The sequence below is a fragment of the Variovorax sp. GW821-FHT09D05 genome, from assembly GCF_059416325.1.
Genome location: NZ_JBWKOZ010000004.1, coordinates 340,322 through 366,428, shown reverse-complemented (window position 1 = coordinate 366,428; position 26,107 = coordinate 340,322). Strand labels below are relative to the sequence as shown.

Sequence of the window (26,107 nt, the reverse complement as noted above, 5' to 3'; positions counted from 1 at the left end):
AAAAAGCCGTCCTCTTTTCACGATCCGATCTTTGCTGCCCTTGCATCGCCATAATTCAAAAGTTACAAAATGCGGATTTGACGTCAGGTTTTGACAACGCTTCAGGGTTTTGCCCCCCGGCGCTGCTTGGTTGCCGCTACGCCTGCTGCTAGCATGCAACCGAACGCACATTTTTCTATTGGTTACAAATACAGGGGGAGAGGGACTTAACTTGGCTGCTCTTGGATCATTGTTTCGTCGTCAGAACGCTCCCCTGCTTGGGCTGGATGTCAGTTCGTCCAGCGTCAAGCTGGTCGAGCTCGGCCGTGAGGCCAGCGGCAAGCTGGTCCTGGAGCGCTGCGCCATCGAGCCCCTGGAACGTGGCTGGATCACTGACGGCAACGTCGAGAAATTCGACGAAGTGGCGGAAGCCGTCCGGCGCGTCGTCCGCAAGAGCGGCACGCGCACGCGCAATGTGGCGCTTGCACTGCCGCCGTCGGCCGTGATCACCAAGAAGATCATTCTTCCGGGCGGTATGAGCGAGCAGGAGCTCGAGATTCAAGTCGAGTCCGAGGCCAACCAGTACATCCCGTTCTCGCTGGACGAAGTCAGTCTCGACTTCTGCGTCACGGGGCCGAGCGCCACGTCCGCCGGCGACGTGGAAGTGCTGATTGCCGCGTCCCGCAAGGAAAAGGTGCAGGATCGCGAAGGCCTGGCGGAAGCCGCCGGCCTGAAGGCGATGATCCTCGACGTCGAGTCTTATGCATCGCGCCTGGCAACCGCCCGCTTGATCGAGCAACTGCCTGGCAAGGGCGTGGATTCGATCGTGGCGCTCTTCGAAGTGGGTGCCTTTACCACCAGCATGCAGGTGCTGCGCAATCAGGAAGTGCTGTACGACCGCGATCAGGCGTTCGGCGGCGCGCAACTCACTCAACTGATCGTGCGCCAGTACGGTTTCTCCGCTGAAGAAGCCGAAGCCAAAAAGCGCAGCGGCGATCTGCCCGACGACTACGGTTCCGGTGTGCTCAAGCCTTTTGTGGAAGGCATCGCGCAGGAAATCGCGCGTGCGCTCCAGTTCTTCTTTACGAGCACGCCGCACAACCGTGTCGACTATGTGTTGCTGGCGGGTGGATCGGCATCGCTGCCGGGCCTGACCAACGCCGTAACGCGACAGACCTCGTTCGCCTGCTCGCTCCTGAATCCCTTCGACGGCATGGACTTCAGTTCGAACATCCGCGAGAAGAAGGTTCGTCGCGAGGCGCCGTCCTATCTGACCTCTTGCGGGTTGGCCATGCGGAGGTTCCTGCAGTGATCCTCATCAATCTGCTTCCGCACCGCGAAGCTGCACGCAAGCGGCGGCGCGAGGCTTTCTTTGGCACATTGGGCGCCGCAGCGGTGCTCGGTCTTCTGATTGCTGGCTTGGGCTACCTCTGGTTCGAAGCCCAGATCGCGGCGCAGCAATCGAAGAACAGCTTCCTCTCGGCCGAGATCAAGAAGCTCGAGGTCGAGATCAAGGAAATCTCGACGCTGCAGGAAGAAATCGCGGCGCTGCGCGCGCGCCAGCAGGCCGTCGAAGACCTGCAGGGCGACCGTAACCTGCCTGTGCACCTGCTCAACGAACTGGTCCGGCAACTGCCCGATGGCGTCTACCTGACCAGCATGAAGCAGGACAACCAGACGGTCACGCTGCAAGGCATGGCCCAGTCGAACGAGCGGGTCTCGGAGTTGCTGCGCAACCTGGGCAACAACAGCCCATGGCTCGTGAAGCCGGAGCTGGTCGAAATCACTTCGGCAAATGTGAACCTGAATCCGCGCGACCAGCGCCGCGTGGCGAACTTCACGATGCGCATTGGCCTGAAACGCCCCACCGATGCTCAAAAGGCCGCTGCCGAAAAGGCCTTGGCCGCAACGGCGCAATCCAAGGGGTAACCGATCATGGCAAGCAATCGCCCCTCCCAAAAAATAGATGTCGGCGCTGCGCTGCAGCGTTTCGGCGAACAGTTCCGCGGGCTCAACCCGAACGATCCGTCGATGTGGCCGCCGGTGCCCCGGTACGCGCTCTGCCTGGCGGTCACCGCGCTGGTACTGGTCGCCCTGTGGTTTGTCTGGCTGACCAATTCGAACGACGAGCTCGAAAGCGAACGTTCCAAGGAAGTTGCGCTCAAGGCCGACTACCAGAAGAAGGTGGCCCAGGCGGCCAACCTCGAGCTGCTGAAGAAGCAGCGCGAACAGGTGCAGCAGTACGTGACCCTGCTCGAGAAGCAGTTGCCCAGCAAGGCGGAAATGGACGCCCTGTTGTCGGACATCAATCAGGCAGGTCTTGGCCGCAGCCTTCAGTTCGAGCTGTTCCGTCCGGGGCAGGTATCGGTCAAGGACTACTACGCCGAGCTTCCGATCGCTGTTCGCGTGACCGGGCGGTACCACGACATGGGTGCCTTCGCAGCTGACGTCGCCGGCCTCTCGCGCATCGTGACGCTGAACAACATCACCGTCACCCCGCAAAAGGACAAGGACGTGCTGACGATGGACGCCACCGCACGCACCTTCCGTTACCTCGATGAAGACGAGCGGGCCGCGCAGAAGCGCGCCGCTGCGCCGAAGGCGAAGAAATGAAGATCGCCGCCAAAGTACTGTGGCTGACGATGGCCGCGCTGGGGCTGAGTGCCTGCGATTCGGGCCAGGACGACCTGCAACGCTGGATGGCCGAACAGCGCGCCCAGGTGAAGCCTTCGGTGCCGCCCATTTCCGAGCCCAAAAAGTTCACGCCGCAGGCCTATACCGAAGCCTCGTCGTTCGAACCTTTCAACATCCTGAAGCTGACGCAGGCGCTGCGCCGCGACTCGAACCAGCCGAGCACGTCGGAGCTGATTGCGCCCGAACTGGCTCGCCGCAAGGAGGCGCTCGAAGCCTTCCCGCTCGACTCGATGGCGATGGTCGGCAGCATGAACCGCAACGGCCAGCCGGTGGCGCTGGTCCGTGTCGACAAGCTGCTCTACAAGGTGCGCGTCGGCGAATACCTGGGACTCAACTACGGGCGCATTACCCGTATCAACGAAACCGAAGTCGCCTTGCGTGAAATCGTGCAAGACGCCGCCGGTGAATGGATCGAACGCGTCGCGACGCTGCAGCTGCAAGAGAGTGCGAAATGAACCAAAACAAATCAACGATGGCACAGTGGCTGCGCGCTGCCGGCCTGGGTCTGCTGGCCTTCGGTGCATTGGCCGTGGCCCATGCGCAAAACGCCATCGAGGCCGTGACCAGCTCGACACAGTCCGGTGCGGAAGTGATCCGCATCGACCTTGCGCAGCCGCTCACCGCGGTGCCCGCCGGGTTTGCCGTGCAAACGCCGGCTCGCATTGCGCTCGATTTCCCGGGTGTCACGAACGCCATCGGCCGCTCTGCCATCGAAGTGAACCAGGGCAACCTGCGCTCGGTGAACGTGGTCCAGGCCGGTGAACGCAGCCGGGTGGTGCTGAACCTGAAGCAGGCGACTGCGTACAAGGCCGAGATCCAGGGCAAGTCGCTGCTGGTCATTCTCGAACCGGTGGCCGGTTCGGCGCTTGTCACGTCTGCCGCCACGACTTTCGCTGAAAACCGCAACCGGGACATGTTGCCGTTGCGCGACGTCGATTTCCGCCTTGGCGCCGACAGCACGGGCCGCGTCATCGTCGATCTTCCGAACAACCAGGTCGGTGTCGACGTCAAGCAGCAGGGCAAGAACCTCGTTGTGGAGTTCACCAAGTCGACGCTGCCAGAGGGGCTGCGCCGCCGCCTCGACGTGGCCGACTTCGGAACGCCGGTCCAGCTGATCACCTCGCAGCAATCGGGCGACCGCGTCCGCATGACGATCGAAGCCAAGGGCGACTGGGAGCACAGCGCCTATCAGAGCGAGAACCAGTTCGTGGTCGAAGTCCGCGCCCGCAAGGTCGATCCGACCAAGCTGACGCAAGGCGTCGGTTACAACGGCGAGAAGCTGTCGCTCAATTTCCAGAACATCGAAATCCGTTCGCTGCTGCAGGTGATTGCCGATTTCACGAACTTCAACATCGTGACTTCGGATTCGGTGAACGGCGCACTGACGCTGCGGCTGAAGGACGTGCCCTGGGACCAGGCTCTCGACATCATCATGCAGGCGAAGAACCTGGGCATGCGCAAGAACGGCAGCGTGCTGTGGATCGCGCCCAAGGATGAAATCAACGCCAAGGAAAAGCTTGAATTCGAGGCCAAGGCCGCGATCGAGAATCTGGAGCCGCTGCGCACCCAGTCGTTCCAGCTCAACTACACCAAGGCGATTGCCATCGCGCAGGGGTTGACGGGCACGGGTGCTTCATCGGGCGGTGGCGGTGGCGGCGGTACGACGACGCGCATCCTGAGCCCCCGCGGCAGCGTCATCGCCGAGTCGCGCACCAACCAGCTCTTCGTGTCGGACATCCCGTCGCGCCTGGCTCAGGTGACCGAGTTGATCCAGAAGCTGGACATCCCGGTTCGCCAAGTGCTGATCGAGGCCCGGATCGTTGAAGCCTCTGACACCTTCGGCAAGTCGCTCGGTGTGCGGTTGGGCGGCGGTATCTCCGGCGAGCGTTTTGCATCGTCCGCCGGCAATCGGGCCTATGGCAACGTCGGCGTAATGCCCATCGTCACGGCGGGTGCCAATGGCGGCGCCAGCACGGCTACGAGCACCTTCACCAATTCCAACTTCATCAACCTCCCGGCAGGCGATGCAGGCGGTACCGGCAACGCGGCGGGCACCTTCGCGATCTCGCTCTTCAATTCGAGCTTCTCGCGCATGCTGAACCTCGAAATCTCGGCGCTCGAAGCCGACGGCAAGGGCAAGCTGGTGTCCAGCCCCCGTGTCATCACGGCCGACCAGACCAAGGCGCTGATCGAGCAGGGTGAAGAAATCCCCTACCAGCAGGCCACGTCCAGCGGTGCCACCTCGATCTCGTTTCGCAAGGCGGTGCTGAAGCTTGAAGTCACGCCGCAGATCACGCCGGAAGGCAACATCATCCTGACGCTGGACGTGAGCAAGGACGCCCGCGGCGTGAATACCTCGGCAGGTCCGGCAATCAATACCAAGCACGTGCAGACCGAGGTGCTGGTGGAGAACGGCGGTACGGTCGTCATCGGTGGTATCTTCGAGCTCACCGAAACCAATGACGAATCGCGCGTGCCGGTGCTGGGTGAAGTGCCCTACCTGGGGGCACTGTTCCGCAAGCGCGAACGCGTTGCCAACAAGACCGAAATGCTCGTCTTTATCACCCCGAAGATGATTACCGACCGCAACGCCGCGCGCTGACGCGCGGGCGTAGCAGCCACCGCGTGGCGGTCGCACTCGTCGGCTTGCCCGGCGCCGGAAAATCCGCAGTGGGCCGGCGCCTGGGGATGCGGCTGGACCTTCCGTTCATCGACACCGATCACGTGATCGAGCAGCGCATAGGCTGCTCGATCCGCGATTACTTCGAGCGCGAGGGCGAAGTAGCCTTTCGGGATCTCGAACAAACCGTGATCGCCGACCTGGCCGCCAATGCCCAGGGCGTGCTGGCGACCGGAGGCGGCGCGGTGCTGCGGGAGGCCAACCGCACCCAGTTGCGCGATCACTTCCACGTGATCTACCTGCGCTCCTCCCCCGAAGACCTGTTCCGGCGCTTGCGCCACGACGTCAAGCGGCCCCTGCTGCAGGTGGCCGACCCGCTGGGCCGGCTGCGCGAACTGCACGATGCGCGTGACCCGTTCTATCGGGAAACGGCCCACGACGTGGTTGATACAGGCCGCCCGTCGATCGCCATGCTGGTGAACATCATCGTGATGCAGCTGGAGTTGGCGGGCGTCGTCGAGCCTGGTGCCCACCCCGAAGAGCCCCCCGCCTGAGCCCGCCCGGGCCGCAGCGCCTAAACTCGCTGCCCATGTCCCTGCTCGTACTTTCCGCTTCGCCAGAACGCGTCGACATCCAACTCGGCGACCGCAGCTACCCGATCCTGATCGGCGCTGGCCTGCTGGACGATCCCCAGAGCTTTGCCGTCACGCCCGCCGCGGCCACGGCCCTGATCGTCAGCAACACCACAGTGGCGCCGCTTTACGCCAAGGCGCTGCAGACTGCCCTGGCGGGCCGTTTCCGTACCGTGCACTTGCTCGAGTTGCCCGACGGCGAGGTCTACAAGAACCTGCAGACCCTGAACCTGATCTTCGACGACCTGCTGGGACATGGCAGCGACCGCAAGACCGTGTTGTTCGCCCTGGGCGGTGGCGTGGTGGGCGACATGACCGGCTTCGCCGCCGCCAGCTACATGCGCGGCGTGCCTTTCGTGCAGGTGCCGACCACGCTGCTGGCGCAGGTCGATTCCTCGGTCGGCGGCAAGACGGCCATCAACCACCCGCTCGGCAAGAACATGATCGGCGCGTTCTACCAGCCGCAGCTCGTCGTGTGCGATCTGTCCACGCTGCAGACGCTCCCCCCGCGCGAACTGAGTGCCGGCCTGGCCGAAGTCATCAAGTACGGCCCGATCCACGACATGGCGTTCTTCGACTGGATCGAGGCGAACATCGACGCCCTCGTTGCGCGGGACCCGGCCGCGCTGGCCTACGCCGTCAAGCGCAGCTGCGAAATCAAAGCGCTGGTGGTCGGCCAGGACGAGCGCGAAACCGGCCTGCGCGCGATCCTCAATTTCGGCCACACCTTCGGCCACGCGATCGAATCGGGCCTCGGCTATGGCGAATGGCTGCACGGCGAGGCCGTCGGCTGCGGCATGGTCCTGGCGGCGCACCTGTCGCAGCGGCTCGGGGGCGTCGATGTTGCATTCGTCGAGCGGCTCACGCGCCTGATCGAGCGCGCCGGCCTGCCGATCGTCGGCCCTGCGCTGGGTGCCGAACGCTATCTGGAGTTGATGCGCGTCGACAAGAAATCGGAAGCCGGCGAGATCCGCTTCGTGCTGATCGACCGGCCCGGCTCCGCCGTGGTCCGCAGCGCGCCCGACGCGCTGGTGCGCGAAGTGCTCGCGCAGTGCTGCGCGGGATGAGCCTCGCGGCCTATGCCTGCCTGCCCGCGCAGTCGCGCGGCCGTCGGCATGCCGAGCCGCCCGCGCCCACGCGCGATGCCTTCCAGCGCGACCGCGACCGCATCGTGCATTCCACGGCCTTTCGCCGGCTGGTCTACAAGACGCAGGTGTTCCTGAACCACGAGGGCGACCTGTTCCGCACCCGGCTCACGCACTCGCTGGAAGTCGCCCAACTGGGGCGTTCGATCGCCCGGGCCCTGCGAATCAACGAGGACCTGGTCGAGGCGATTGCCCTGGCGCATGACCTGGGCCACACGCCCTTCGGGCACGCAGGCCAGGACGCGCTCAACGACTGCATGGCCGGGCATGGTGGCTTCGAGCACAACCTGCAGAGCCTGCGTATGGTCGATGCGCTGGAGCACCGCTACCCTCAGTACGACGGACTGAATCTCAGCTTCGAGACCCGCGAGGGCATCCTCAAGCACTGCTCGCGTGCGAATGCGGAGCGTCTGGAGGCGGCCGAGCCCAACGGCGTGGCCCGGCGGTTTCTCGACCGCACGCAGCCGGGGCTCGAGGCGCAGCTGTGCAACCTCGCCGACGCCATCGCCTATAACGCCCACGACATCGACGACGGCGTGCGCTCGGGGCTCATCAGCGTCGAGCAACTGTCCGAGGTCGAGCTGTTCGAGCGCCATCGCCGTGAGGCGCTTGCCGAGCATCCGCAGTTGCAGGGCCGGCGCGTGCTCTACGAGACCATCCGGCGCATGCTGAGCGCGCAGGTCTACGACGTGATCGACGCGACGCGCGCGGCGCTCGAAGCCCTCGCGCCGGTCGATGCCGACGCGGTGCGCAAGGCCCCGCCTGTCGTCGCGTTCAGCGGCACCATGCAGGCCCAGTCGGAAGACCTCAAGCGTTTTCTCTTCCACAACCTCTATCGGCATCCGCAGGTCACCCAGACCACCGATCAGGCGCGTGACGTGGTGCGGGAGCTGTTCGAGGCCTATCTCGAGCGCAGTGCCGAAATGCCAACTTCCTTCGCCGAGCGCGGCGACAGGCACCGAGCCGTGGCCGACTACATCGCCGGCATGACCGACCGTTTCGCTGTGCGCGAGCACGAGCGGCTCACCGGTCGCCGGGGGATCGCGTGAGTTCCGTCGCAGCACGTCCGCGCGTTCCCGCCGCGGCCTTCGCCGTCCTGCTGGGCGGCGTCAGCGGAGCCTTGCATCTGGGCAAATTGCCGCCGGCCGTTCCGGCGCTGCAGGCATCGCTCGGCATCGGCCTGGTCGAGGCGGGATTCCTGTTGTCACTGGTTCAGGTCGCGAGCATGACCCTGGGGCTGCTGGTCGGGCTTGCGGCAGACACCATCGGCCTGCGCCGCAGCATGCTGACGGGGCTGTTCGTGTTGACGGTCGCGAGCCTGCTGGGAGGCCTGGTCGGCTCCAGCGCAGATGGCGGCGCGCACGCCGTGCAATGGCTGCTTCTGCTGCGCGGCATCGAAGGCATCGGCTTCCTGCTGGCGGTCATGCCGGGACCGGGGTTGATCCGTGCCTTGACCCCGTCGGGCGCGGACAAGGCGGCGTTGGGCCTCTGGGGCGCCTATATGCCGCTCGGCGTGGCCCTTGCGCTGCTGCTTGGGCCCGCCCTGATCGCCTGGGGCGGTTGGACGGGCTGGTGGTGGGCGCTGTCGGTCGTGTCGGCTGGTGCTGCGCTCTGGGTGTGGACGGTCGTGCCTGGTGATCGAACCCGTCAGGCAGTGGGAGGCCAGCCCAGCGAAGGCTGGTCATCGCGCCTGCGCTCCACTGTCGGTGCGCGCGCACCCTGGCTGGTTGCGCTGACGTTCGCCGTGTACTCGTCGCAATGGATGGCTGTCATCGGCTTCCTGCCCGCCATCTATGCGGGTGCGGGCGTGCCGGCTGCCTGGAACGCGGTGCTGACCGCGCTCGCGGCCGCCATGAACATCGTCGGCAACATCGCCGGCGGCCGCTGGCTGCAGCGCGGCGTGGCGCCCGAGCGCTTGCTGCAACTCGGCTTCCTGACGATGGCGCTGGGCGGCGTGGCCGCCTTCGCGCAAGCAGGGCAGGGCGCCGACGCCCTGGGCCTGCCGCCCGCGCTGCGCTACATCGCCGTCTGCGCCTTCTCGCTGGGCGGTGGCATGGTGCCGGCCACGCTGTTCCTGCTGGGGGTGCGGCTGGCACCCGGGCCCACCACCGTGTCGACGACCGTCGGCCTCATGCAGCAGGCATCGTCGCTTGGCCAGTTCCTGGCTCCGCCCGCGGTAGCGTGGCTGGCCCACCGCGTTGGCGGCTGGCACTGGACCTGGACGGCCACGCTGGCCTGTTCGCTGGCCGGCATGGCGATCGCGCGGCGACTGGGGCGGATTCGCCCTGCGGCGGAGATGGCATGACCCATCCGACGACAATTGCAGCCGCCCAGGCCGAAGCCGACACGCGGCGCTGGCTCGAACGCGCGGTGATCGGCCTCAACCTGTGCCCCTTCGCAAAGGCCGTGCACGTGAAGGCACAGATCCACTACGCCGTGTACGAACCCGCCGAAGCGGCCGACCTGATGGACGCGCTGCTGGCCGAAGCCAAAGACCTCGCAGCGCTCGACGCCGCCGTGCGCGACACCACACTTCTGATTGCACCGAATACCTTGGCCGATTTCCTGGACTTCAACGATTTCACGGCGCGTGCCGAACGCCGGCTTGTGCGCGCCGGTTTCGACGGTGTGTTCCAGCTGGCGAGCTTTCATCCGCAGTTCCAGTTCGCCGGCACCGAAGCCGACGACCTCGGCAACGCCACCAACCGCGCGCCATACCCCACGCTGCACCTGCTGCGCGAGGACAGCGTGAGCCGCGCGGTCGAGGCGTTCCCCGAGGCGGAGGCCATCTTCGAGCGCAACATCGACACGCTCGAAGCGCTGGGGTCCGATGGCTGGGCGGCGCTCGACGTCGGCCCCGGGAGTGCCAGGCCATGAATACCAAAGCCGCATCGAAACCGGTGACGAAGACGAACAAGGCCGCAAAGGCTGATGCCGAACTGGCCGATGCCCTGCGCCCTGGCCAGTCCGTCGAGCTGCTCAAGGAACTGCACATCCTCACCCGCGAGGGGCGCCTCAACCAGGACTCGCGGCGCAAGCTCAAGCAGGTCTACCACCTGTTCCAGTTCATCGAGCAACTGCTGCGCGAGCTGCCGGAAGAGGGCGCAGGCGCAACGCTGGCCGATCATGGCGCGGGCAAGTCGTACCTCGGCTTCATCATCTACGACCTGTTCTTCCGGGCGCGGCAGGGCAGCAGCGGCCATGTCTACGGCATCGAGACGCGCGGCGAACTGGTCGAGCGCTCACGCGCGCTGGCGCAGCGGCTGGGCTTCGACCGCATGTCGTTCCTGAACCTCACCGTGGCCGAATCGGCGCAGGCAAGCGAGCTGCCGGAGCAGATCGACGTGGTCACCGCGCTGCACGCCTGCGACACCGCCACCGACGATGCCATCGCCTTCGGCCTCGCCAAGAACGCGCGCTGCATGGTGCTCGTGCCCTGCTGCCAGGCCGAAGTGGCCGCCTGCCTGCGTGAAACCAAGGCGCTGGCGCTTTCGCGCACGCCGCTGGCCGAGCTGTGGCGCCATCCGCTGCACACGCGCGAAATCGGCAGCCAGCTCACCAACGTGCTTCGCTGCCTGTATCTCGAAGCCAACGGCTACAGCGTCACCGTGACCGAACTGGTCGGCTGGGAGCACAGCATGAAGAACGAACTGATCCTGGCGCGCTACACCGGCCAGCGCAAGGCGAGTGCGGCGACGCGGCTGCGCGAGTTGCTGGCGCAGTTCGGGCTCGACACGCTGGGCGACACGCGCTTCCGTCTCGCCTGAGCGCCGGCGCGCAACTCGCGTCCGCATACCCCATGGCCCGTCTTCCCCGCCTCACGCTGGCCGACATGCCGCACCACGTGATCCAGCGCGGCAACAACCGCCAGCCGATCTTCATGGACCGCGCGGATCACGAGAAGCTGCTCGCGCTGCTGGCCGAAAACGCCACGCGCTTCGGTATCGCACTGCATGCCTATGTGCTGATGGACAACCACTTTCATCTGCTGGCCACGCCCAACAGCGCCACCGGCCTGCCGCAGTTCATGCAATCGGTAGGCCGCAGCTACGTGCGCTACTTCAACGACCGCCACGGCCGCAGCGGCACGCTGTGGGAGGGGCGCTACCGGTCGACGTTGATCCAGACCGACCGCTACCTGCTGACCTGCATGGCCTACATAGACCTCAACCCGGTGCGAGCGGGCATGGTGGCCGATGCGCGCGACTTCCCGTGGTCCAGCCACGGCCACTACGCCGGCCTGCGGCATGACCGGCTGCTGACGCCCCATCCGCTGTACTGGGAGCTCGGCAACACGCCGTTCGCGCGGGAGGCTGCGTATGTCGAGTTGGTGCGCGGCGGGGTACGCGCGGCCGACCAGAGCGCGCTGACCGAAGCCACCTTGCGCGGCTGGGCTGCCGGTGACGACGATTTTCTCGATGGTCTGCAGAAGTCCACCGACCGCCGCGTGGTCAAAGCCAAGGCCGGCCGGCCGCCTTCGAACACCTCATCCTGAGCTGAAAATCAGCGCCAATCTGTTGTGCTGCCTGGTCTTTTTGCTCCTGTTTTTGATATGTCCCTAATTTAATTCCGAGAAGAAAACTCAACATTTAATAAGAATCTGACCCCTATTAAAGTGTTTGGCATTCTTTGTGCATCGCAATATGCTCCCTTTCCCTGCGAAAACTGAAGGAGCGCGCCCATGACGACGGCTGCCGAGATTCAACATCTCCAAGAACACGGTCTGTATTCCGGTGCCGACGAGCACGATGCCTGCGGCGTCGGCTTCGTTGCACACATCAAGGGCGAAAAAAGCCATGCCATCGTGCTGCAGGGCTTGAAGATCCTCGAAAACCTCGACCATCGCGGCGCCGTGGGCGCTGACAAGCTGATGGGCGACGGCGCCGGCATCCTGATCCAGCTGCCCGACCACCTGTACCGCGAAGAAATGGCGAAGCAGGGCGTCACGCTGCCCCCGCCGGGCGAATACGGCGTCGGCATGATCTTCCTGCCGAAGGAACACGCCTCGCGCGAAGCCTGCGAACAAGAGATGGAACGCGCCATCAAGGCCGAAGGGCAGGTGCTGCTCGGCTGGCGCGATGTGCCGGTCAACCGCGACATGCCCATGTCGCCCACCGTGCGCGAAAAGGAGCCGCTGCTGCGCCAGGTCTTCATCGGCCGCGGCAACGACGTGATCGTGCAGGATGCGCTGGAGCGCAAGCTCTACGTGATCCGCAAGACCGCCAGCGCCAACATCCAGCGCCTGAAGCTCAAGCACAGCAAGGAATACTACGTTCCCAGCATGTCGAGCCGCACCGTGGTCTACAAGGGCCTGCTGCTGGCCGACCAGGTCGGCACCTACTACCTCGACCTGCAGGACAAGCGCTGCGTCTCGGCCCTGGGCCTGGTGCACCAGCGTTTCTCGACCAACACCTTCCCCGAGTGGCCGCTGGCCCACCCGTACCGCTACGTCGCCCACAACGGCGAAATCAACACGGTCAAGGGCAACTACAACTGGATGAAGGCCCGCGAAGGCGTGATGTCGTCGCCGGTTCTGGGCGCCGACCTGCAGAAGCTGTACCCCATCAGCTTCGCCGGCCAGTCCGACACCGCCACCTTCGACAACTGCCTCGAGCTGCTGACGATGGCCGGCTACCCCATCAGCCAGGCCGTGATGATGATGATTCCCGAGCCCTGGGAACAGCACGCCACCATGGACCCGCGCCGCCGCGCGTTCTATGAATACCACGCCGCCATGCTGGAGCCGTGGGACGGCCCGGCCTCCATCGTCTTCACCGACGGCCGCCAGATCGGTGCCACGCTCGACCGCAACGGCCTGCGCCCGTCGCGCTACTGCGTGACCGACGACGACCTGGTCATCATGGCCTCTGAGTCCGGTGTGCTGCCCGTGCCCGAGCAGAAGATCGTGCGCAAGTGGCGCCTGCAGCCCGGCAAGATGTTCCTGATCGACCTGGAGCAGGGCCGCATGATCGACGACGAGGAGGTCAAGGCCACCCTCGCCAACAGCAAGCCCTACAAGCAGTGGATCGAGAACCTGCGCATCAAGCTCGACAGCGTGAAGGCCGAGCCGGTCTCCGCGCCGCTGAGCCAGGTCGCGCTGCTCGATCGCCAGCAGGCCTTCGGCTACACCCAGGAAGACATCAAGTTCCTGATGAGCCCGATGGCCCAGGCCGGCGAAGAAGGCATCGGCTCCATGGGCAACGACAGCCCGCTGGCAGTGCTCTCGAGCAAGAACAAGCCGCTGTACAACTACTTCAAGCAGCTGTTCGCGCAGGTAACGAACCCGCCGATCGACCCGATCCGCGAAGCCATCGTGATGTCGCTGGTGTCCTTCATCGGCCCCAAGCCCAACCTGCTGGACATCAACCAGGTCAACCCGCCGATGCGGCTCGAAGTGAGCCAGCCGATCCTCGACTTCGCCGACATGGCGAAGCTGCGCGACATCGGCAAGTACACGCAGGGCAAGTTCAAGAGCTATGCGCTCGACATCACCTACCCGCTCGCCTGGGGCGACGAAGGCGTCGAAGCCAAGCTGGCCTCGCTGTGCGCCGAAGCGGTGGACGCCATCAAGGGCGGCCACAACATCCTGATCGTGAGCGACCGCGGCGTGAGCCCGACGCAAGTGGCCATCCCGGCCGTGCTGGCGCTGTCGGCCGTGCACCAGTACCTCGTTCGCGAAGGCCTGCGCACCACCGCCGGCCTCGTCGTCGAAACCGGCTCGGCCCGCGAAGTGCATCACTTCGGCGTGCTGGCGGGCTACGGCGCCGAAGCCGTGCACCCCTACCTCGCCATGGAAACGCTGGCGGCCATGCACGCCGACCTGCCGGGCGACCTGAGCGCCGACAAGGCGGTCTACAACTACGTCAAGGCCATCGGCAAGGGTCTGTCGAAGATCATGTCGAAGATGGGTGTCAGCACCTACATGAGCTATTGCGGCGCGCAGCTGTTCGAAGCCATCGGCCTGAACAGCGAGACGGTGAACAAGTACTTCACCGGCACCGCCAGCCGCGTGGAAGGCATCGGCGTCTTCGAGATCGCCGAGGAAGCCATCCGCATGCACAAGGCCGCCTTCGGTGACGACCCCGTGCTCTCCAACATGCTCGACGCCGGCGGCGAATACGCCTGGCGCACGCGCGGCGAAGAGCACATGTGGACGCCCGACGCCATCGCCAAGCTGCAGCACAGCACGCGCTCCAACAACTGGAACACGTACAAGGAATACGCGCAGCTCATCAACGACCAGAACCGCCGCCACCTCACGCTGCGCGGCCTGTTCGAGTTCAAGATCGATCCGGCCAAGGCCATTCCGGTGGACGAAGTCGAGTCGGCCGCTGACATCGTCAAGCGCTTCGCCACCGGCGCGATGTCGCTCGGCTCGATCAGCACCGAAGCGCACTCCACGCTCGCCATTGCCATGAACCGCATCGGCGGCAAGAGCAACACCGGCGAAGGCGGTGAGGACCCGGCGCGCTACCGCAACGAGCTCAAGGGCATCCCGATCAAGCTGGGCGACACGCTCAAGAGCGTGATCGGTGCCGAGAACGTCGAGGTCGACCTGCCGCTGAAGGACGGCGACTCGCTGCGTTCGCGCATCAAGCAGGTTGCATCGGGCCGCTTCGGCGTCACGGCCGAGTACCTGCATTCGGCCGACCAGATCCAGATCAAGATGGCGCAGGGCGCCAAGCCGGGCGAGGGCGGCCAGCTCCCGGGCGGCAAGGTCACCGAGTACATCGGCAAGCAGCGCTATGCCGTGCCGGGTGTGGGCCTCATCTCGCCGCCGCCGCACCACGACATCTACTCGATCGAAGACCTGGCGCAGCTCATTCACGACCTGAAGAACACCGCGCCGCACGCCAGCATCAGCGTGAAGCTGGTGAGCGAGATCGGCGTCGGCACCATCGCAGCCGGCGTGGCCAAGTGCAAGAGCGACCACGTCGTGATCGCCGGCCATGACGGCGGCACGGGCGCTTCGCCCTGGTCGTCGATCAAGCACGCTGGCAGCCCGTGGGAAATCGGCCTGGCCGAAACGCAGCAGACGCTGGTGCTCAACCGCCTGCGCAGCCGCATCCGCGTGCAGGCCGACGGCCAGATGAAGACCGGCCGCGACGTCGCCATCGGCGCGCTGCTGGGCGCCGACGAGTTCGGCTTTGCGACCGCGCCGCTGGTGGTCGAGGGCTGCATCATGATGCGCAAGTGCCACCTGAACACCTGCCCGGTGGGCGTGGCCACGCAAGACCCGGTGCTGCGCAAGAAGTTCTCGGGCAAGCCCGAGCACGTCGTCAACTACTTCTTCTTCGTTGCCGAGGAAGTGCGCCAGATCATGGCCCAGCTCGGCATCCGCAAGTTCGACGACCTGATCGGCCGCGCCGACCTGCTCGACATGCGCAAGGGCATCGAGCACTGGAAGGCTTCGGGCCTGGACTTCAGCCGCCTGTTCGCGCTGCCGAACGTGCCGGCCGACGTGCCGCGCTTCCATGTCGAGAACCAGGACCACGGCCTCGACAAGGCGCTGGACGTGAAGCTCATCGAGAAGTCGCGCCCCGCCATCGACAAGGGCGAGAAGGTGCAGTTCATCGAGGTGGCGCGCAACGTCAACCGCTCGGTGGGCGCAATGCTCTCGGGCGCGCTGACCAAGGTGCATCCGCAGGGCCTGCCCGATGACTCGATCCGCATCCAGCTCGAAGGCACGGGCGGCCAGTCGTTCGGCGCCTTCCTGGCGCGCGGCATCACGCTGTACCTGATCGGCGACGCCAACGACTACACCGGCAAGGGCCTCTCGGGCGGCCGCGTGGTGGTGCGCCCCAGCCTCGACTTCCGCGGCGAAGCGGTGCGCAACACCATCGTCGGCAACACCGCGCTGTACGGTGCGACCACCGGCGAGGCCTACCTGTGCGGTGTGGCCGGCGAGCGTTTCGCGGTGCGCCTGTCGGGCGCCACGGCGGTCATCGAAGGCACCGGCGACCACGGTTGCGAATACATGACCGGCGGCACGGTGGCCGTGCTCGGCAAGACGGGCCGCAACTTCGCGGCCGGCATGAGCGGCGGCGTTGCTTTCGTCTACGACGAAGACGGCCAGTTCGCCACGCGCTGCAACCTCTCGATGGTTTCGCTCGACAAGGTGCTGACCTCGGCCGAGCAGACCGCAAGCGTGCATCGCAAGATCTGGCACGGCGGCGTCACCGACGAAGCGCAGCTGAAGAAGCTGCTCGAAGAGCACCACCGCTGGACCGGCAGCAAGCGCGCACGCGAGCTGCTCGACAACTGGGCCGTGTCGCGCACGAAGTTCGTGAAGGTGTTCCCGAACGAATACAAGCGCGCGCTGGCCGAGCTGCACGACCGCAAGGTCGAACTCACCAGCAGCGGCAACAACGCGCACATCGGCCTCGAGCCGCACGCGCTGGCCCCCGCACCGCAAACGGCCCCGGCTTCGGTCTGAGCGCCCACGAGTACAGAGAACAAAGGAAAGCACGATGGGAAAGATCACCGGCTTCATGGAGCATGAGCGTGTCGAAGAGGGCTACAAGCCCATCGAAGAGCGCGTCAAGCACTACAAGGAATTCGTCGTCGGCCTGGACACCGAACAGGCCAAGGTGCAGGGCGCGCGCTGCATGGACTGCGGCACGCCGTTCTGCAACAGCGGCTGCCCGGTCAACAACATCATTCCGGACTTCAACGACCTCGTGTACCGCAACGACTGGCAAAACGCCTTCGCGGTGCTCGACTCGACCAACAACTTCCCCGAGTTCACCGGCCGCATCTGCCCCGCGCCCTGCGAGGCAGCCTGCGTGCTCAACGTGAACGACGACGCGGTCGGCATCAAGTCGCTGGAGCACGCGATCATCGACCGCGCCTGGGACGAAGGCTGGGTGGCGCCGCGCGTCGCCAAGCACAAGACCGGCAAGAAGGTAGCGGTGGTGGGTTCGGGCCCGGCCGGCATGGCGGCTGCGCAGCAACTCGCGCGCGCCGGCCACGACGTGACGCTGTTCGAGAAGAACGACCGCGTCGGCGGCCTGCTGCGCTACGGCATTCCCGACTTCAAGATGGAGAAGTCGCACATCGATCGCCGCGTCGAGCAGATGAAGGCCGAAGGCGTGACCTTCCGCACCGGCGTGATGGTCGGCGCCGCGAAGGACCCGCTGGGCAAGGGCTCCAAGGTCACGAACCTGGCCAAGGAAACCGTCACGCCTGAGCAACTGCAAAAAGAATTCGATGCCGTGCTGCTCACGGGCGGTGCAGAGCAATCGCGCGACCTGCCGGTGCCCGGCCGCGACCTCGACGGCATCCATTTCGCGATGGAGTTCCTGCCGCAGCAAAACCGCGTCAACGCGGGCGACAAGGTCAAGGGCCAGTTGCGCGCCGACGGCAAGCACGTCATCGTCATCGGCGGTGGCGACACCGGCTCCGACTGCGTGGGCACCAGCAACCGCCATGGCGCGGTCAGCGTCACGCAGTTCGAGCTGATGCCCCAGCCGCCCGAGGAAGAAAACCGCCCGCTGACCTGGCCGTACTGGCCGATCAAGCTGCGCACCAGCTCCAGCCATGAAGAGGGCTGCGAGCGCGAGTTCGCGATCTCCACCAAGGAATTCATCGGCGAAAAGGGCAAGGTCACTGGCCTGAAGACCGTTCGTGTCGAATGGAAGGACGGCAAGATGCAGGAAGTGGCCGGCAGCGAGCAGATCCTCAAGGCCGACCTGGTGCTGCTCGCGATGGGCTTCATCAGCCCCGTTGCCACCGTGCTCGACGCCTTTGGCGTGGAGAAGGATGCCCGCGGCAACGCCAAGGCCACGGTCGACTTCATCGGCGGCTATGTCACCAACATTCCGAAGGTTTTTGCCGCCGGCGACATCCGCCGTGGACAGTCGCTGGTGGTGTGGGCCATTCGTGAAGGCCGCCAGGCCGCGCGCTCGGTGGATGAGTTCCTGATGGGGTTCAGCGACCTGCCGCGCTGAATTTTGTTTCAATTTCGCGGGGCCGGTCACGGCCCCGTTATCATCCGCGTCAAACCGCATGCCGGGATGCTTGAAAAAGCGCCCCGGCTTTTTTATTGAGATGGACCCAGCCGCACCACTGCCACATCCCTTCGTAGAGTTCCGCGACGTCACGTTCGGCTATGGTGCACGCGCCATCCTCGACGGCGTTTCGTTCTCCGTGCCGCGAGGCAAGGTAACGGCCCTGATGGGAGCATCGGGCGGTGGCAAGACCACGGTGCTGCGCCTTATCGGCGGGCAGCAGAAGGCCCAGCGTGGCGAGGTGCTCTTCGACGGCCAGGATGTCGGCAAGTTCGATGCAACCGCGCTCTACGCGGCGCGGCGCCGCATGGGCATGCTCTTTCAGTTCGGCGCGCTGTTCACCGACATGACCGTGTTCGACAACGTGGCGTTTCCGCTGCGCGAGCACACACAACTCTCCGAAGCGCTGGTACGCGACGTGGTGCTCATGAAGCTCGACGCCGTCGGCCTGCGCGGTGCCCGCGACCTGATGCCCAGCGAGGTGTCGGGCGGCATGGCGCGGCGCGTGGCGCTGGCGCGTGCCATTGCGCTCGACCCCGACCTCGTGATGTACGACGAGCCTTTCGCGGGGCTCGACCCGATCTCGCTCGGCACCGCCGCACGTTTGATCCGCCAGCTCAACGACACGCTGGGGCTCACCAGCATCATCGTGTCGCACGATCTCGAAGAAACCTTCCGCATCGCCGACCACGTGATCATCCTGGCCAACGGCGGCATCGCTGCACAGGGCACGCCCGACGAAGTGCGCCACAGCGCCGACCCGCTGGTCCATCAGTTCGTCAATGCGTTGCCCGACGGGCCAGTGCGTTTCCACTACCCGGGCGTCAGCATCGAGGACGACTTCGGCAATGTCGAAGGAGGGCGCTCATGAGCTGGTGGAAGCCTGCCGACGTCGGCTTCGGCGTGCGCCGCCATCTGGCCAACCTGGGCTATGGCGCGAAGCTGTTCATGCGCCTGGTCGGCCCGGGCGCGCAGATCATGCGCCGCTTCGGGCTGGTGCGTGACCAGATCCATTTTTTGGGCAATTACTCGCTCGCGATCATCGGCGTGTCGGGGCTGTTCGTGGGCTTCGTGCTCGGGCTGCAGATGTACTACGCGCTGCAGCGCTACGGCTCTTCCGAAGCGCTCGGCCTGCTGGTCACGCTGAGCCTGGTGCGCGAGCTCGGGCCCGTGGTGGCGGCCTTGCTGTTCACCGGGCGCGCGGGGACGTCGCTCACCGCGGAGATCGGTCTCATGAAGGCCGACGAGCAGCTGAGTGCCATGGAGATGATGGCGGTCGACCCGGTGCAGCGCATCCTCGCGCCGCGCTTCTGGGCCGGCGTCATCACCATGCCGCTGCTGGCGGCGGTGTTCAGCGCGGTCGGCATCATGGGCGGCTACGTGGTGGGCGTGCTGATGCTAGGCGTGGACCCGGGCGCGTTCTGGGGCCAGATGCAGGGCGGCGTCGACGTGTGGCGCGACGTCGGCAACGGCGTCATCAAGAGCATCGTCTTCGGCTTCACCGTGACCTTCATCGCGCTGCTGCAGGGCTATGAAGCCCAGCCCACGCCTGAAGGCGTGTCGCGTGCGACCACGCGAACCGTGGTGTCGGCATCGCTGGCGGTGCTGGGGCTGGACTTCCTGCTCACCGCCATGATGTTCAGTATCTAAAGAGGCTCGGCCTCCATCGTTCTAGACAGAGAGTCAAACCATGCAACGTTCCAACAACGACATCTGGGTCGGCCTGTTCGTCCTGATCGGCGCTGCGGCGCTGCTGTTTCTCGCGCTGCAGTCGGCCAACCTGCTGAGCCTGAATTTCCAGAAGACCTATTCGGTGACCGCGCGCTTCGACAACATCGGCGGGCTCAAGCCGCAAACCGCTGTGAAGAGCGCGGGGGTTGTGGTCGGCCGCGTGGAGTCCATCTCCTTCAACGACAAGTCCTTTCAGGCCGACGTCACGCTGGCTTTGCAAAACCGCTACAGTTTTCCCAAGGACAGTTCGCTCAAGATCCTGACCAGTGGCCTGCTCGGCGAGCAGTACATCGGGATCGAAGCGGGCGCCGAGGACAAGAACTTGCAGGCCGGCGACACCATCACCTCGACCCAATCGGCCGTGGTGCTTGAAAACCTGATCAGCCAGTTTCTGTACAGCAAGGCAGCCGAAGGCAATTCGACGCCTGGAACAGCCAACAAGAAATGAAAACACGATCTTTTTTGTCTTCTGCTATGAATAACGTAGCAATTCGCGCCCGTTGGGTGGGCGCCGCAGCTTTTTTTGCACTGGTGGCCGGTTGCGCCACCGGACCCAACGCCAATCCGGCCGACCCTCTCGAGCCGTTCAACCGCGGGGTCTCGCGCTTCAACGACACCGTTGACGACGCAGTGCTCGTTCCCGTGGCCACGGCCTACCAGAAGGCGCTGCCTTCGATGGTGCGCACCGGCGTGAACAACTTCTTCGGCAACATCGGCGATGTCTGGAGCCTGGCCAACAACGTGGCCCAGCTCAAGCTGCAGAACAGCGCCGAGACCTTCATGCGCCTGAACGTCAACACCTTCTTCGGGCTCGGCGGCCTGCTGGACGTTGCGACCGAGGCCGGCATTCCCCGCCACGAGGAAGACTTCGGCCAGACGCTGGGCTACTGGGGCGTGGGCCCGGGCCCGTACGTCGTGCTGCCGCTGCTGGGCTCCTCGACACTGCGCGACACCGCGGCCAAGCCGCTCGACATGTACGGCGACCCGCTGGGCCATGTGGAAGACATCCCCTGGCGCAATTCGCTGACGGTGCTGCGCATCGTCGACACGCGCTCGCAATACCTGCGCGCAAGCCGCCTGCTCGGCGATGCGGCGCTCGACAAGTATTCGTTCACGCGCGATGCGTTCCTGCAGCGCCGCCGCAGCCAGGTCTACGACGGCAACCCGCCGGACGACGGCGGTGGCAGTGACGGTGGTGGCAGCGACAAGTAAGCCGCAAGAGGAGGGGGCGCGGCTTGCATCCGGTTGCAAGGCTTCACCTCCCGGACAGGAACCCGGTCGGCCCCAGGGGGCTCGAATCCGTTCCTGTCTCAGCACCCGGTTTTTTCGGGTGCCTGCAGATTTTCAAACTTGAATGAGGGACTCTTCATGAACAACAAGACCTTGCAACGTCGCGATTTCGGCCGCCTAGTGCTGGCCGGCGCCCTGCTGTTCGGTGCGGCTGTCGCCTTCGTCCAGCCCGCCCGTGCCGCCGATGAAGCGCCTGATGCGCTCGTCAAGCGCCTCTCGACAGACGTGCTCGAAACGATCAAGGCCGACTCGTCCATCAAGTCGGGCGACGTCAACAAGATCATGCTGCTGGTCGACAGCAAGATCATGCCCAACGTCAACTTCCAGCGCATGACGGCCTCGGCAGTCGGCCCGGCCTGGCGCACTGCAACGCCCGAACAGCAAAAACGCCTGCAGGACGAGTTCAAGGCCCTGCTGGTGCGCACCTATGCCGGCGCGCTCGACCAGGTGACCGACCAGACTGTCACCATCCGCCCGTTCCGCGGCTCGCCCGACGACAAGGACGTGCTGGTGCGCACCGAAGTCCAGGGCCGCGGTGATCCGGTGCAGCTCGACTACCGCCTTGAAAAGACCCCCGGCCAGGGCGCCGGCTGGAAGGTCTACAACCTGAATGTGCTGGGCGTGTGGCTGGTCGATACCTACCGCACCCAGTTCGCGCAGGAAATCAACAAGAGCGGCATCGACGGCCTGATCGCCGCGCTGGCCGCGCGCAACAAGGGCAACGGCAAGGGCTGACCGGGCGCACGCGATGCTGGTCCTGCCCACCCGACTCACCCACGACGAGGCCCCCGCCTGCATGCGCATGCTGCAGCAGGGGCTGAAAGGCCAGGGCGACTCATCGTCCACCGTGGTCGACGCGACCGCACTGGCCCAGTTCGATTCTTCGGCGCTGGCCGTGCTGCTCGAATGCCGGCGCGAATCGAGCGCGCTGGGCCGCGGTTTTTCGGTCAAGGGTCTGTCGCCCAGGCTGCGCGAACTCGCGGCGCTGTATGGCATTGCGGGCCTTTTGCCCGCCGCGCCCTGAAAAAGTAACGGCCCCTTAAAATCGCGGGCTCCCATGCCCGCGATTTCATTTCAATCGGTCTCCAAGACCTACCCCCCCTCCAGACAGCAAAAAGCCCAAGGCAAGCCAGGGCTCAAGGCCGTCGACGAGGTCAGCTTCCAGATCGAACCGGGCGAGTTCTTCGGCCTGCTCGGCCCGAACGGCGCGGGCAAGACCACCCTGATCAGCATGCTCGCGGGCCTGTCGCGGCCCACGGCCGGCGCCATCAGCGTCCATGGCTTCGACGTGCAGCGCGACTTTGCACAGGCGCGCCGCCAGCTCGGCATCGTGCCGCAGGAGCTGGTGTTCGACCCCTTCTTCAACGTGCGCGAATCGCTGCGCATCCAGTCGGGCTACTTCGGCATCAAGAACAACGAGGCCTGGATCGACGAGCTGCTGCAAAGCCTGGGCCTCGCCGACAAGGCCACGGCCAACATGCGCCAGCTCTCGGGCGGCATGAAGCGCCGGGTGCTGGTGGCACAGGCGCTGGTGCACAAGCCGCCGGTGATCGTGCTCGACGAGCCCACGGCCGGCGTCGACGTCGAACTGCGCCAGACGCTCTGGCAGTTCGTCGCCCGGCTCAACAAGCAGGGCAGCACCGTGCTGCTCACCACCCACTACCTCGAAGAGGCCGAGGCGCTGTGCAGCCGCATCGCGATGCTCAAGCAGGGCCGCGTGATCGCACTCGACCGCACCAGCGAACTGCTGAAATCGGCCGCGAGCAACGTGCTGCGCTTCAAGACCGACGCCATGCTGCCCTGGGCCATTGCACAGCATGCGCGCATCACCGGGCGCATCGTGCAGCTGCCGGCGCAGAACGCCCATGAAGTCGAACAACTGCTGGCCGCGATCCGCGAAGCCGGCGTCGCGGTGGAAGACGTGGAAATGCGCAAGGCCGACCTGGAAGACGTGTTCATCGACCTGATGGCCGGCGAGCAAACCCCGCTGGAGGTGGCGCGATGATGGCCGTGACCGGTTGGCGCGCGCTGCTCTACAAGGAGACGCTGCGCTTCTGGAAGGTCGGCTTCCAGACCGTGGGGGCGCCGGTGCTCACCGCACTGCTGTACCTGATGGTGTTCGGCCACGTGCTCGAAGACCACGTGAAGGTCTACGGCACTGTCGGCTACACGGCCTTCCTGGTGCCTGGCCTCGTGATGATGAGCGTGCTGCAGAACGCCTTTGCCAACAGCTCGTCGTCGATCATCCAGAGCAAGATCATGGGCAACCTGGTCTTCGTGCTGCTCACGCCGCTGTCGCACTGGGGCTGGTTCTTCGCCTATGTGGGCTCGTCCGTCATCCGCGGGCTGGCCGTGGGGCTCGGCGTGTTCGTCGTGACGGTGCTGTTCGCGCAGCCGAGTTTCGTTGCGCCGGTCTGGATCATCGTGTTCGCGCTGCTGGGCTCGGCCATGCTGGGCACGCTGGGCCTCATCGCCGGTCTCTGGGCCGAGAAGTTCGACCAGATGGCGGTGTTTCAGAACTTCCTGATCATGCCCATGACCTTCCTGTCGGGCGTGTTCTATTCGATCGGCTCGCTGCCGCCGTTCTGGCAAAGCGTGAGCCACCTGAACCCGTTCTTCTACATGATCGACGGCTTCCGCTACGGCTTCTTCGGCGTGAGCGACGCCTCGCCCTGGCTGAGCCTGGGCATCGTCGGCACCGCCTGGCTGGTGGTGAGCGCGATTGCCGTCCACCTGCTTCGCATCGGCTACAAAATCCGGGGCTGAACAAAGCCTCTTCCCACACCCCATGACCGCCGAACAACTCCAGGCCCTGATCCAGTCCCATCTCCCGTGCGAGCACATCACGCTCGAGGGCGATGGCCGACATTGGTACGCCACCATCGTCTCGGCCGAATTCGAGGGCAAGCGCTCGATCCAGCGCCATCAGCGGGTCTACGCCACCCTCGGTGCGAAAATGCACACCGACGAGGTGCACGCGCTTTCGATGAAAACCTACACGCCGGCCGAATGGGCGGCAGTGGAAAAATAACTCCCGGCCCCTCGTGGCCTCCTGACTTCGCTGGAACTTCGATGGACAAACTTCTGATTCGCGGCGGGCGAGAGCTCCGCGGCGAAGTACTCATTTCCGGCGCCAAGAACGCCGCGCTGCCCGAGCTGTGCGCGGCGCTGCTGACCGACCAGCCCGTGACGCTGCACAACGTGCCGCGCCTGCAGGACGTGTCGACCATGCTCAAGCTGGTGCGCAACATGGGCGTGACGGCCGAGCGCAACGACAACGGCACGGTCCGCCTGAATGCTGGCGACCTCGGCAACCCCGAGGCGCCCTACGAGCTGGTCAAGACCATGCGCGCCTCCGTGCTGGCCCTGGGCCCGCTGCTGGCGCGCTTCGGCCATGCCAGGGTGTCGCTGCCGGGCGGCTGCGCCATCGGCTCGCGGCCGGTCGACCAGCACATCAAGGGCCTGCAGGCCATGGGCGCCGAGATCGTGGTCGAGCACGGCTACATGGTCGCGCGCCTGCCCGAAGGCCGCACCCGCCTCAAGGGCGCGCGCATCCTGACCGACATGGTCACCGTCACCGGTACCGAGAACTTCCTCATGGCAGCCGCGCTGGCCGAGGGCGAAACGCTGCTCGAAAACGCCGCGCAGGAGCCCGAGATCGTCGACCTCGCCGAAATGCTGATCCGCATGGGCGCGAAGATCGAAGGCCACGGCACCAGCCACATCCGCATCCAGGGCGTCGAGAAGCTGCACGGCTGCGAGCACGCCGTGGTGGCCGACCGCATCGAGGCCGGCACTTTCCTGTGCGCCGTAGCTGCCACGGGCGGCGAGGCCTTCCTGCGCCACGCGCGCGGCGACCACCTCGACGCCGTGATCGACAAGCTGCGCGACGCGGGCTGCACCGTCGCCTCCGAAAAAGACGGCGTGCGCATCAGCTCCAAGGGCCCCGCCTACGAACACCTGAAGGCGCAGAGCTTCAGCACCACCGAGTACCCGGGCTTCCCGACCGACATGCAGGCCCAGTTCATGGCCCTGAACGTGATCGCGCGTGGCGCCTCGATGGTCACCGAGACCATCTTCGAGAACCGTTTCATGCACGTGAACGAGATGGTGCGCCTGGGCGCACGCATCCACGTCGAGGGCAAGGTGGCGATGGTCGAGGGCGTGCAGCAGCTCTCTGGCGCCACCGTGATGGCCACCGACCTGCGCGCCTCGGCCAGCCTGGTCATCGCCGGCCTCGTGGCCGAGGGCGAGACGCTGGTCGATCGCATCTACCACCTCGACCGGGGCTACGACCGCATGGAGTCGAAGCTGCGCGGCCTGGGCGCCGACATCGAACGACTGACCGGAGCTGCCGCCGCATGATCACGCTAGCCCTCTCCAAAGGCCGCATCTTCGAAGAGACGATGCCCCTGCTGGCCGCCGCCGGCATCGAGGTCACCGAAGACCCCGAGAAGTCGCGCAAGCTGATTCTCGAAACCACCCGCCCCGACGTGCGCGTGGTGCTGGTGCGCGCCTCCGACGTGCCCACCTACGTGCAGTACGGCGGCGCCGACCTCGGCGTGACCGGCCTCGACGTGCTGCTCGAGCACGGCAACCAGGGCCTGTACCAGCCGCTCGATCTGCGCATCGCGGCCTGCCGCCTCAGCGTGGCCGTGCGCGCCGACTACGACTACGCCTCGGCCGTGAAGCAGGGCTCGCGCCTGCGCGTGGCCACCAAGTACGTGGGCCTTGCGCGCGACTTCTTCGCCAGCAAGGGCGTGCACGTCGACCTGATCAAGCTCTACGGCAGCATGGAGCTGGCACCGCTCACGGGCCTGGCCGACGCCATCGTCGACCTGGTCTCGACCGGCAACACGCTCAAGGCCAACCATCTCGTCGAGGTGGAGCGCATCATGGACATCAGCGCGCGCCTCGTGGTGAACCAGGCCGCGCTCAAGCTCAAGCGCGAGCCGATCCGCCGCATCGTCGACGCGTTTGCGTCAGCCATTCCCACCGCCTGAACCT

Annotated in this window: 25 protein-coding genes; all 25 read left to right on the top strand. The window is 65.5% G+C overall.

From position 1 onward, the window contains the following. Positions 1-211 precede the first annotated feature (211 nt). The 25 genes from AC07O3_RS12985 to hisG all read left to right on the top strand — a co-directional run bounded on the left by AC07O3_RS12985 (position 212) and on the right by hisG (position 26,103). Positions 212-1,291 carry a pilus assembly protein PilM gene (locus tag AC07O3_RS12985; protein ID WP_093048533.1) on the top strand — a complete coding sequence of 360 codons (1,080 nt, stop codon included), beginning with the start codon at positions 212-214 and terminating at the stop codon, positions 1,289-1,291. Further along, positions 1,288-1,908, top strand: a complete 621-nt coding sequence (locus AC07O3_RS12980; protein ID WP_093048536.1) for a PilN domain-containing protein — start codon at positions 1,288-1,290, stop codon at positions 1,906-1,908. The genes AC07O3_RS12985 and AC07O3_RS12980 overlap by 4 nt, the downstream gene beginning before the upstream one ends. 6 nt (positions 1,909-1,914) lie before the next feature. Further along, on the top strand, positions 1,915-2,592 hold the full coding sequence (locus AC07O3_RS12975) for a type IV pilus inner membrane component PilO (RefSeq protein ID WP_093075886.1): 678 nt from the start codon (positions 1,915-1,917) through the stop codon (positions 2,590-2,592). After that, the gene (locus tag AC07O3_RS12970) at positions 2,589-3,128 is read left to right on the top strand and encodes a pilus assembly protein PilP (protein WP_093048542.1); all 540 of its coding nucleotides are present in this window, start codon (positions 2,589-2,591) and stop codon (positions 3,126-3,128) included. Before AC07O3_RS12975 ends, AC07O3_RS12970 begins: the two co-directional genes overlap by 4 nt. Beyond that, on the top strand, positions 3,125-5,275 hold the full coding sequence (locus AC07O3_RS12965; RefSeq protein ID WP_495339485.1) for a type IV pilus secretin PilQ: 2,151 nt from the start codon (positions 3,125-3,127) through the stop codon (positions 5,273-5,275). The genes AC07O3_RS12970 and AC07O3_RS12965 overlap by 4 nt, the downstream gene beginning before the upstream one ends. A gap of 23 nt (positions 5,276-5,298) precedes the next feature. Then, positions 5,299-5,847, top strand: coding sequence for a shikimate kinase (locus tag AC07O3_RS12960; protein ID WP_093048548.1), 549 nt, complete (start codon positions 5,299-5,301; stop codon positions 5,845-5,847). 35 nt (positions 5,848-5,882) lie between these two features. Then, positions 5,883-6,992: a 3-dehydroquinate synthase gene (gene aroB / locus AC07O3_RS12955; RefSeq protein WP_495339484.1), complete on the top strand. Its 1,110-nt coding sequence runs from the start codon at positions 5,883-5,885 to the stop codon at positions 6,990-6,992. After that, complete coding sequence (locus AC07O3_RS12950; protein ID WP_489014523.1) at positions 6,989-8,119, top strand: deoxyguanosinetriphosphate triphosphohydrolase; 1,131 nt, start codon at positions 6,989-6,991, stop codon at positions 8,117-8,119. Before aroB ends, AC07O3_RS12950 begins: the two co-directional genes overlap by 4 nt. Further along, positions 8,116-9,375 (top strand): MFS transporter, encoded by a 1,260-nt coding sequence (locus AC07O3_RS12945; protein ID WP_495339483.1) that lies wholly within the window; start codon positions 8,116-8,118, stop codon positions 9,373-9,375. The genes AC07O3_RS12950 and AC07O3_RS12945 overlap by 4 nt, the downstream gene beginning before the upstream one ends. Continuing rightward, positions 9,372-9,947, top strand: coding sequence for a DUF1415 domain-containing protein (locus tag AC07O3_RS12940; RefSeq protein ID WP_495339482.1), 576 nt, complete (start codon positions 9,372-9,374; stop codon positions 9,945-9,947). Before AC07O3_RS12945 ends, AC07O3_RS12940 begins: the two co-directional genes overlap by 4 nt. Continuing rightward, a complete protein-coding gene (locus AC07O3_RS12935; RefSeq protein ID WP_495339481.1) occupies positions 9,944-10,837 on the top strand; it encodes a class I SAM-dependent methyltransferase in 894 nt (297 codons plus the stop codon). Before AC07O3_RS12940 ends, AC07O3_RS12935 begins: the two co-directional genes overlap by 4 nt. A 32-nt stretch (positions 10,838-10,869) precedes the next feature. Beyond that, positions 10,870-11,565 (top strand): transposase, encoded by a 696-nt coding sequence (locus tag AC07O3_RS12930; protein ID WP_495339480.1) that lies wholly within the window; start codon positions 10,870-10,872, stop codon positions 11,563-11,565. A 186-nt stretch (positions 11,566-11,751) separates the two neighbouring features. Next, positions 11,752-16,506 (top strand): glutamate synthase-related protein, encoded by a 4,755-nt coding sequence (locus AC07O3_RS12925; protein ID WP_093172484.1) that lies wholly within the window; start codon positions 11,752-11,754, stop codon positions 16,504-16,506. A gap of 34 nt (positions 16,507-16,540) precedes the next feature. Then, entirely contained in the window at positions 16,541-18,019 is a 1,479-nt protein-coding gene (locus AC07O3_RS12920) for a glutamate synthase subunit beta (RefSeq protein ID WP_435459004.1), read from the top strand. Positions 18,020-18,119: 100 nt separating this feature from the next. Further along, positions 18,120-18,950 carry an ABC transporter ATP-binding protein gene (locus AC07O3_RS12915; protein WP_495339479.1) on the top strand — a complete coding sequence of 277 codons (831 nt, stop codon included), beginning with the start codon at positions 18,120-18,122 and terminating at the stop codon, positions 18,948-18,950. Further along, positions 18,947-19,729, top strand: a complete 783-nt coding sequence (mlaE, locus tag AC07O3_RS12910) for a lipid asymmetry maintenance ABC transporter permease subunit MlaE (protein ID WP_093048571.1) — start codon at positions 18,947-18,949, stop codon at positions 19,727-19,729. The genes AC07O3_RS12915 and mlaE overlap by 4 nt, the downstream gene beginning before the upstream one ends. A 40-nt stretch (positions 19,730-19,769) precedes the next feature. Beyond that, positions 19,770-20,258, top strand: coding sequence for an outer membrane lipid asymmetry maintenance protein MlaD (gene mlaD / locus AC07O3_RS12905; RefSeq protein WP_093048574.1), 489 nt, complete (start codon positions 19,770-19,772; stop codon positions 20,256-20,258). A gap of 26 nt (positions 20,259-20,284) precedes the next feature. Then, positions 20,285-21,022 carry an MlaA family lipoprotein gene (locus tag AC07O3_RS12900; protein WP_176928689.1) on the top strand — a complete coding sequence of 246 codons (738 nt, stop codon included), beginning with the start codon at positions 20,285-20,287 and terminating at the stop codon, positions 21,020-21,022. A gap of 156 nt (positions 21,023-21,178) precedes the next feature. Next, positions 21,179-21,835: an MlaC/ttg2D family ABC transporter substrate-binding protein gene (locus AC07O3_RS12895; protein ID WP_495339478.1), complete on the top strand. Its 657-nt coding sequence runs from the start codon at positions 21,179-21,181 to the stop codon at positions 21,833-21,835. A 13-nt stretch (positions 21,836-21,848) separates the two neighbouring features. Next, entirely contained in the window at positions 21,849-22,124 is a 276-nt protein-coding gene (locus AC07O3_RS12890; protein WP_093075871.1) for an STAS domain-containing protein, read from the top strand. Between the two features lie 33 nt (positions 22,125-22,157). Further along, a complete protein-coding gene (locus tag AC07O3_RS12885; protein WP_093048586.1) occupies positions 22,158-23,105 on the top strand; it encodes an ABC transporter ATP-binding protein in 948 nt (315 codons plus the stop codon). 5 nt (positions 23,106-23,110) lie between these two features. Then, positions 23,111-23,866 (top strand): ABC transporter permease, encoded by a 756-nt coding sequence (locus tag AC07O3_RS12880; RefSeq protein ID WP_093173222.1) that lies wholly within the window; start codon positions 23,111-23,113, stop codon positions 23,864-23,866. Between the two features lie 22 nt (positions 23,867-23,888). Further along, positions 23,889-24,131: a BolA family protein gene (locus AC07O3_RS12875; RefSeq protein WP_093048598.1), complete on the top strand. Its 243-nt coding sequence runs from the start codon at positions 23,889-23,891 to the stop codon at positions 24,129-24,131. Between the two features lie 41 nt (positions 24,132-24,172). Then, on the top strand, positions 24,173-25,465 hold the full coding sequence (gene murA, locus AC07O3_RS12870) for a UDP-N-acetylglucosamine 1-carboxyvinyltransferase (RefSeq protein WP_093075869.1): 1,293 nt from the start codon (positions 24,173-24,175) through the stop codon (positions 25,463-25,465). Continuing rightward, positions 25,462-26,103 (top strand): ATP phosphoribosyltransferase, encoded by a 642-nt coding sequence (gene hisG, locus AC07O3_RS12865; protein WP_093048604.1) that lies wholly within the window; start codon positions 25,462-25,464, stop codon positions 26,101-26,103. Before murA ends, hisG begins: the two co-directional genes overlap by 4 nt. The last annotated feature ends 4 nt before the right edge of the window (positions 26,104-26,107 follow it).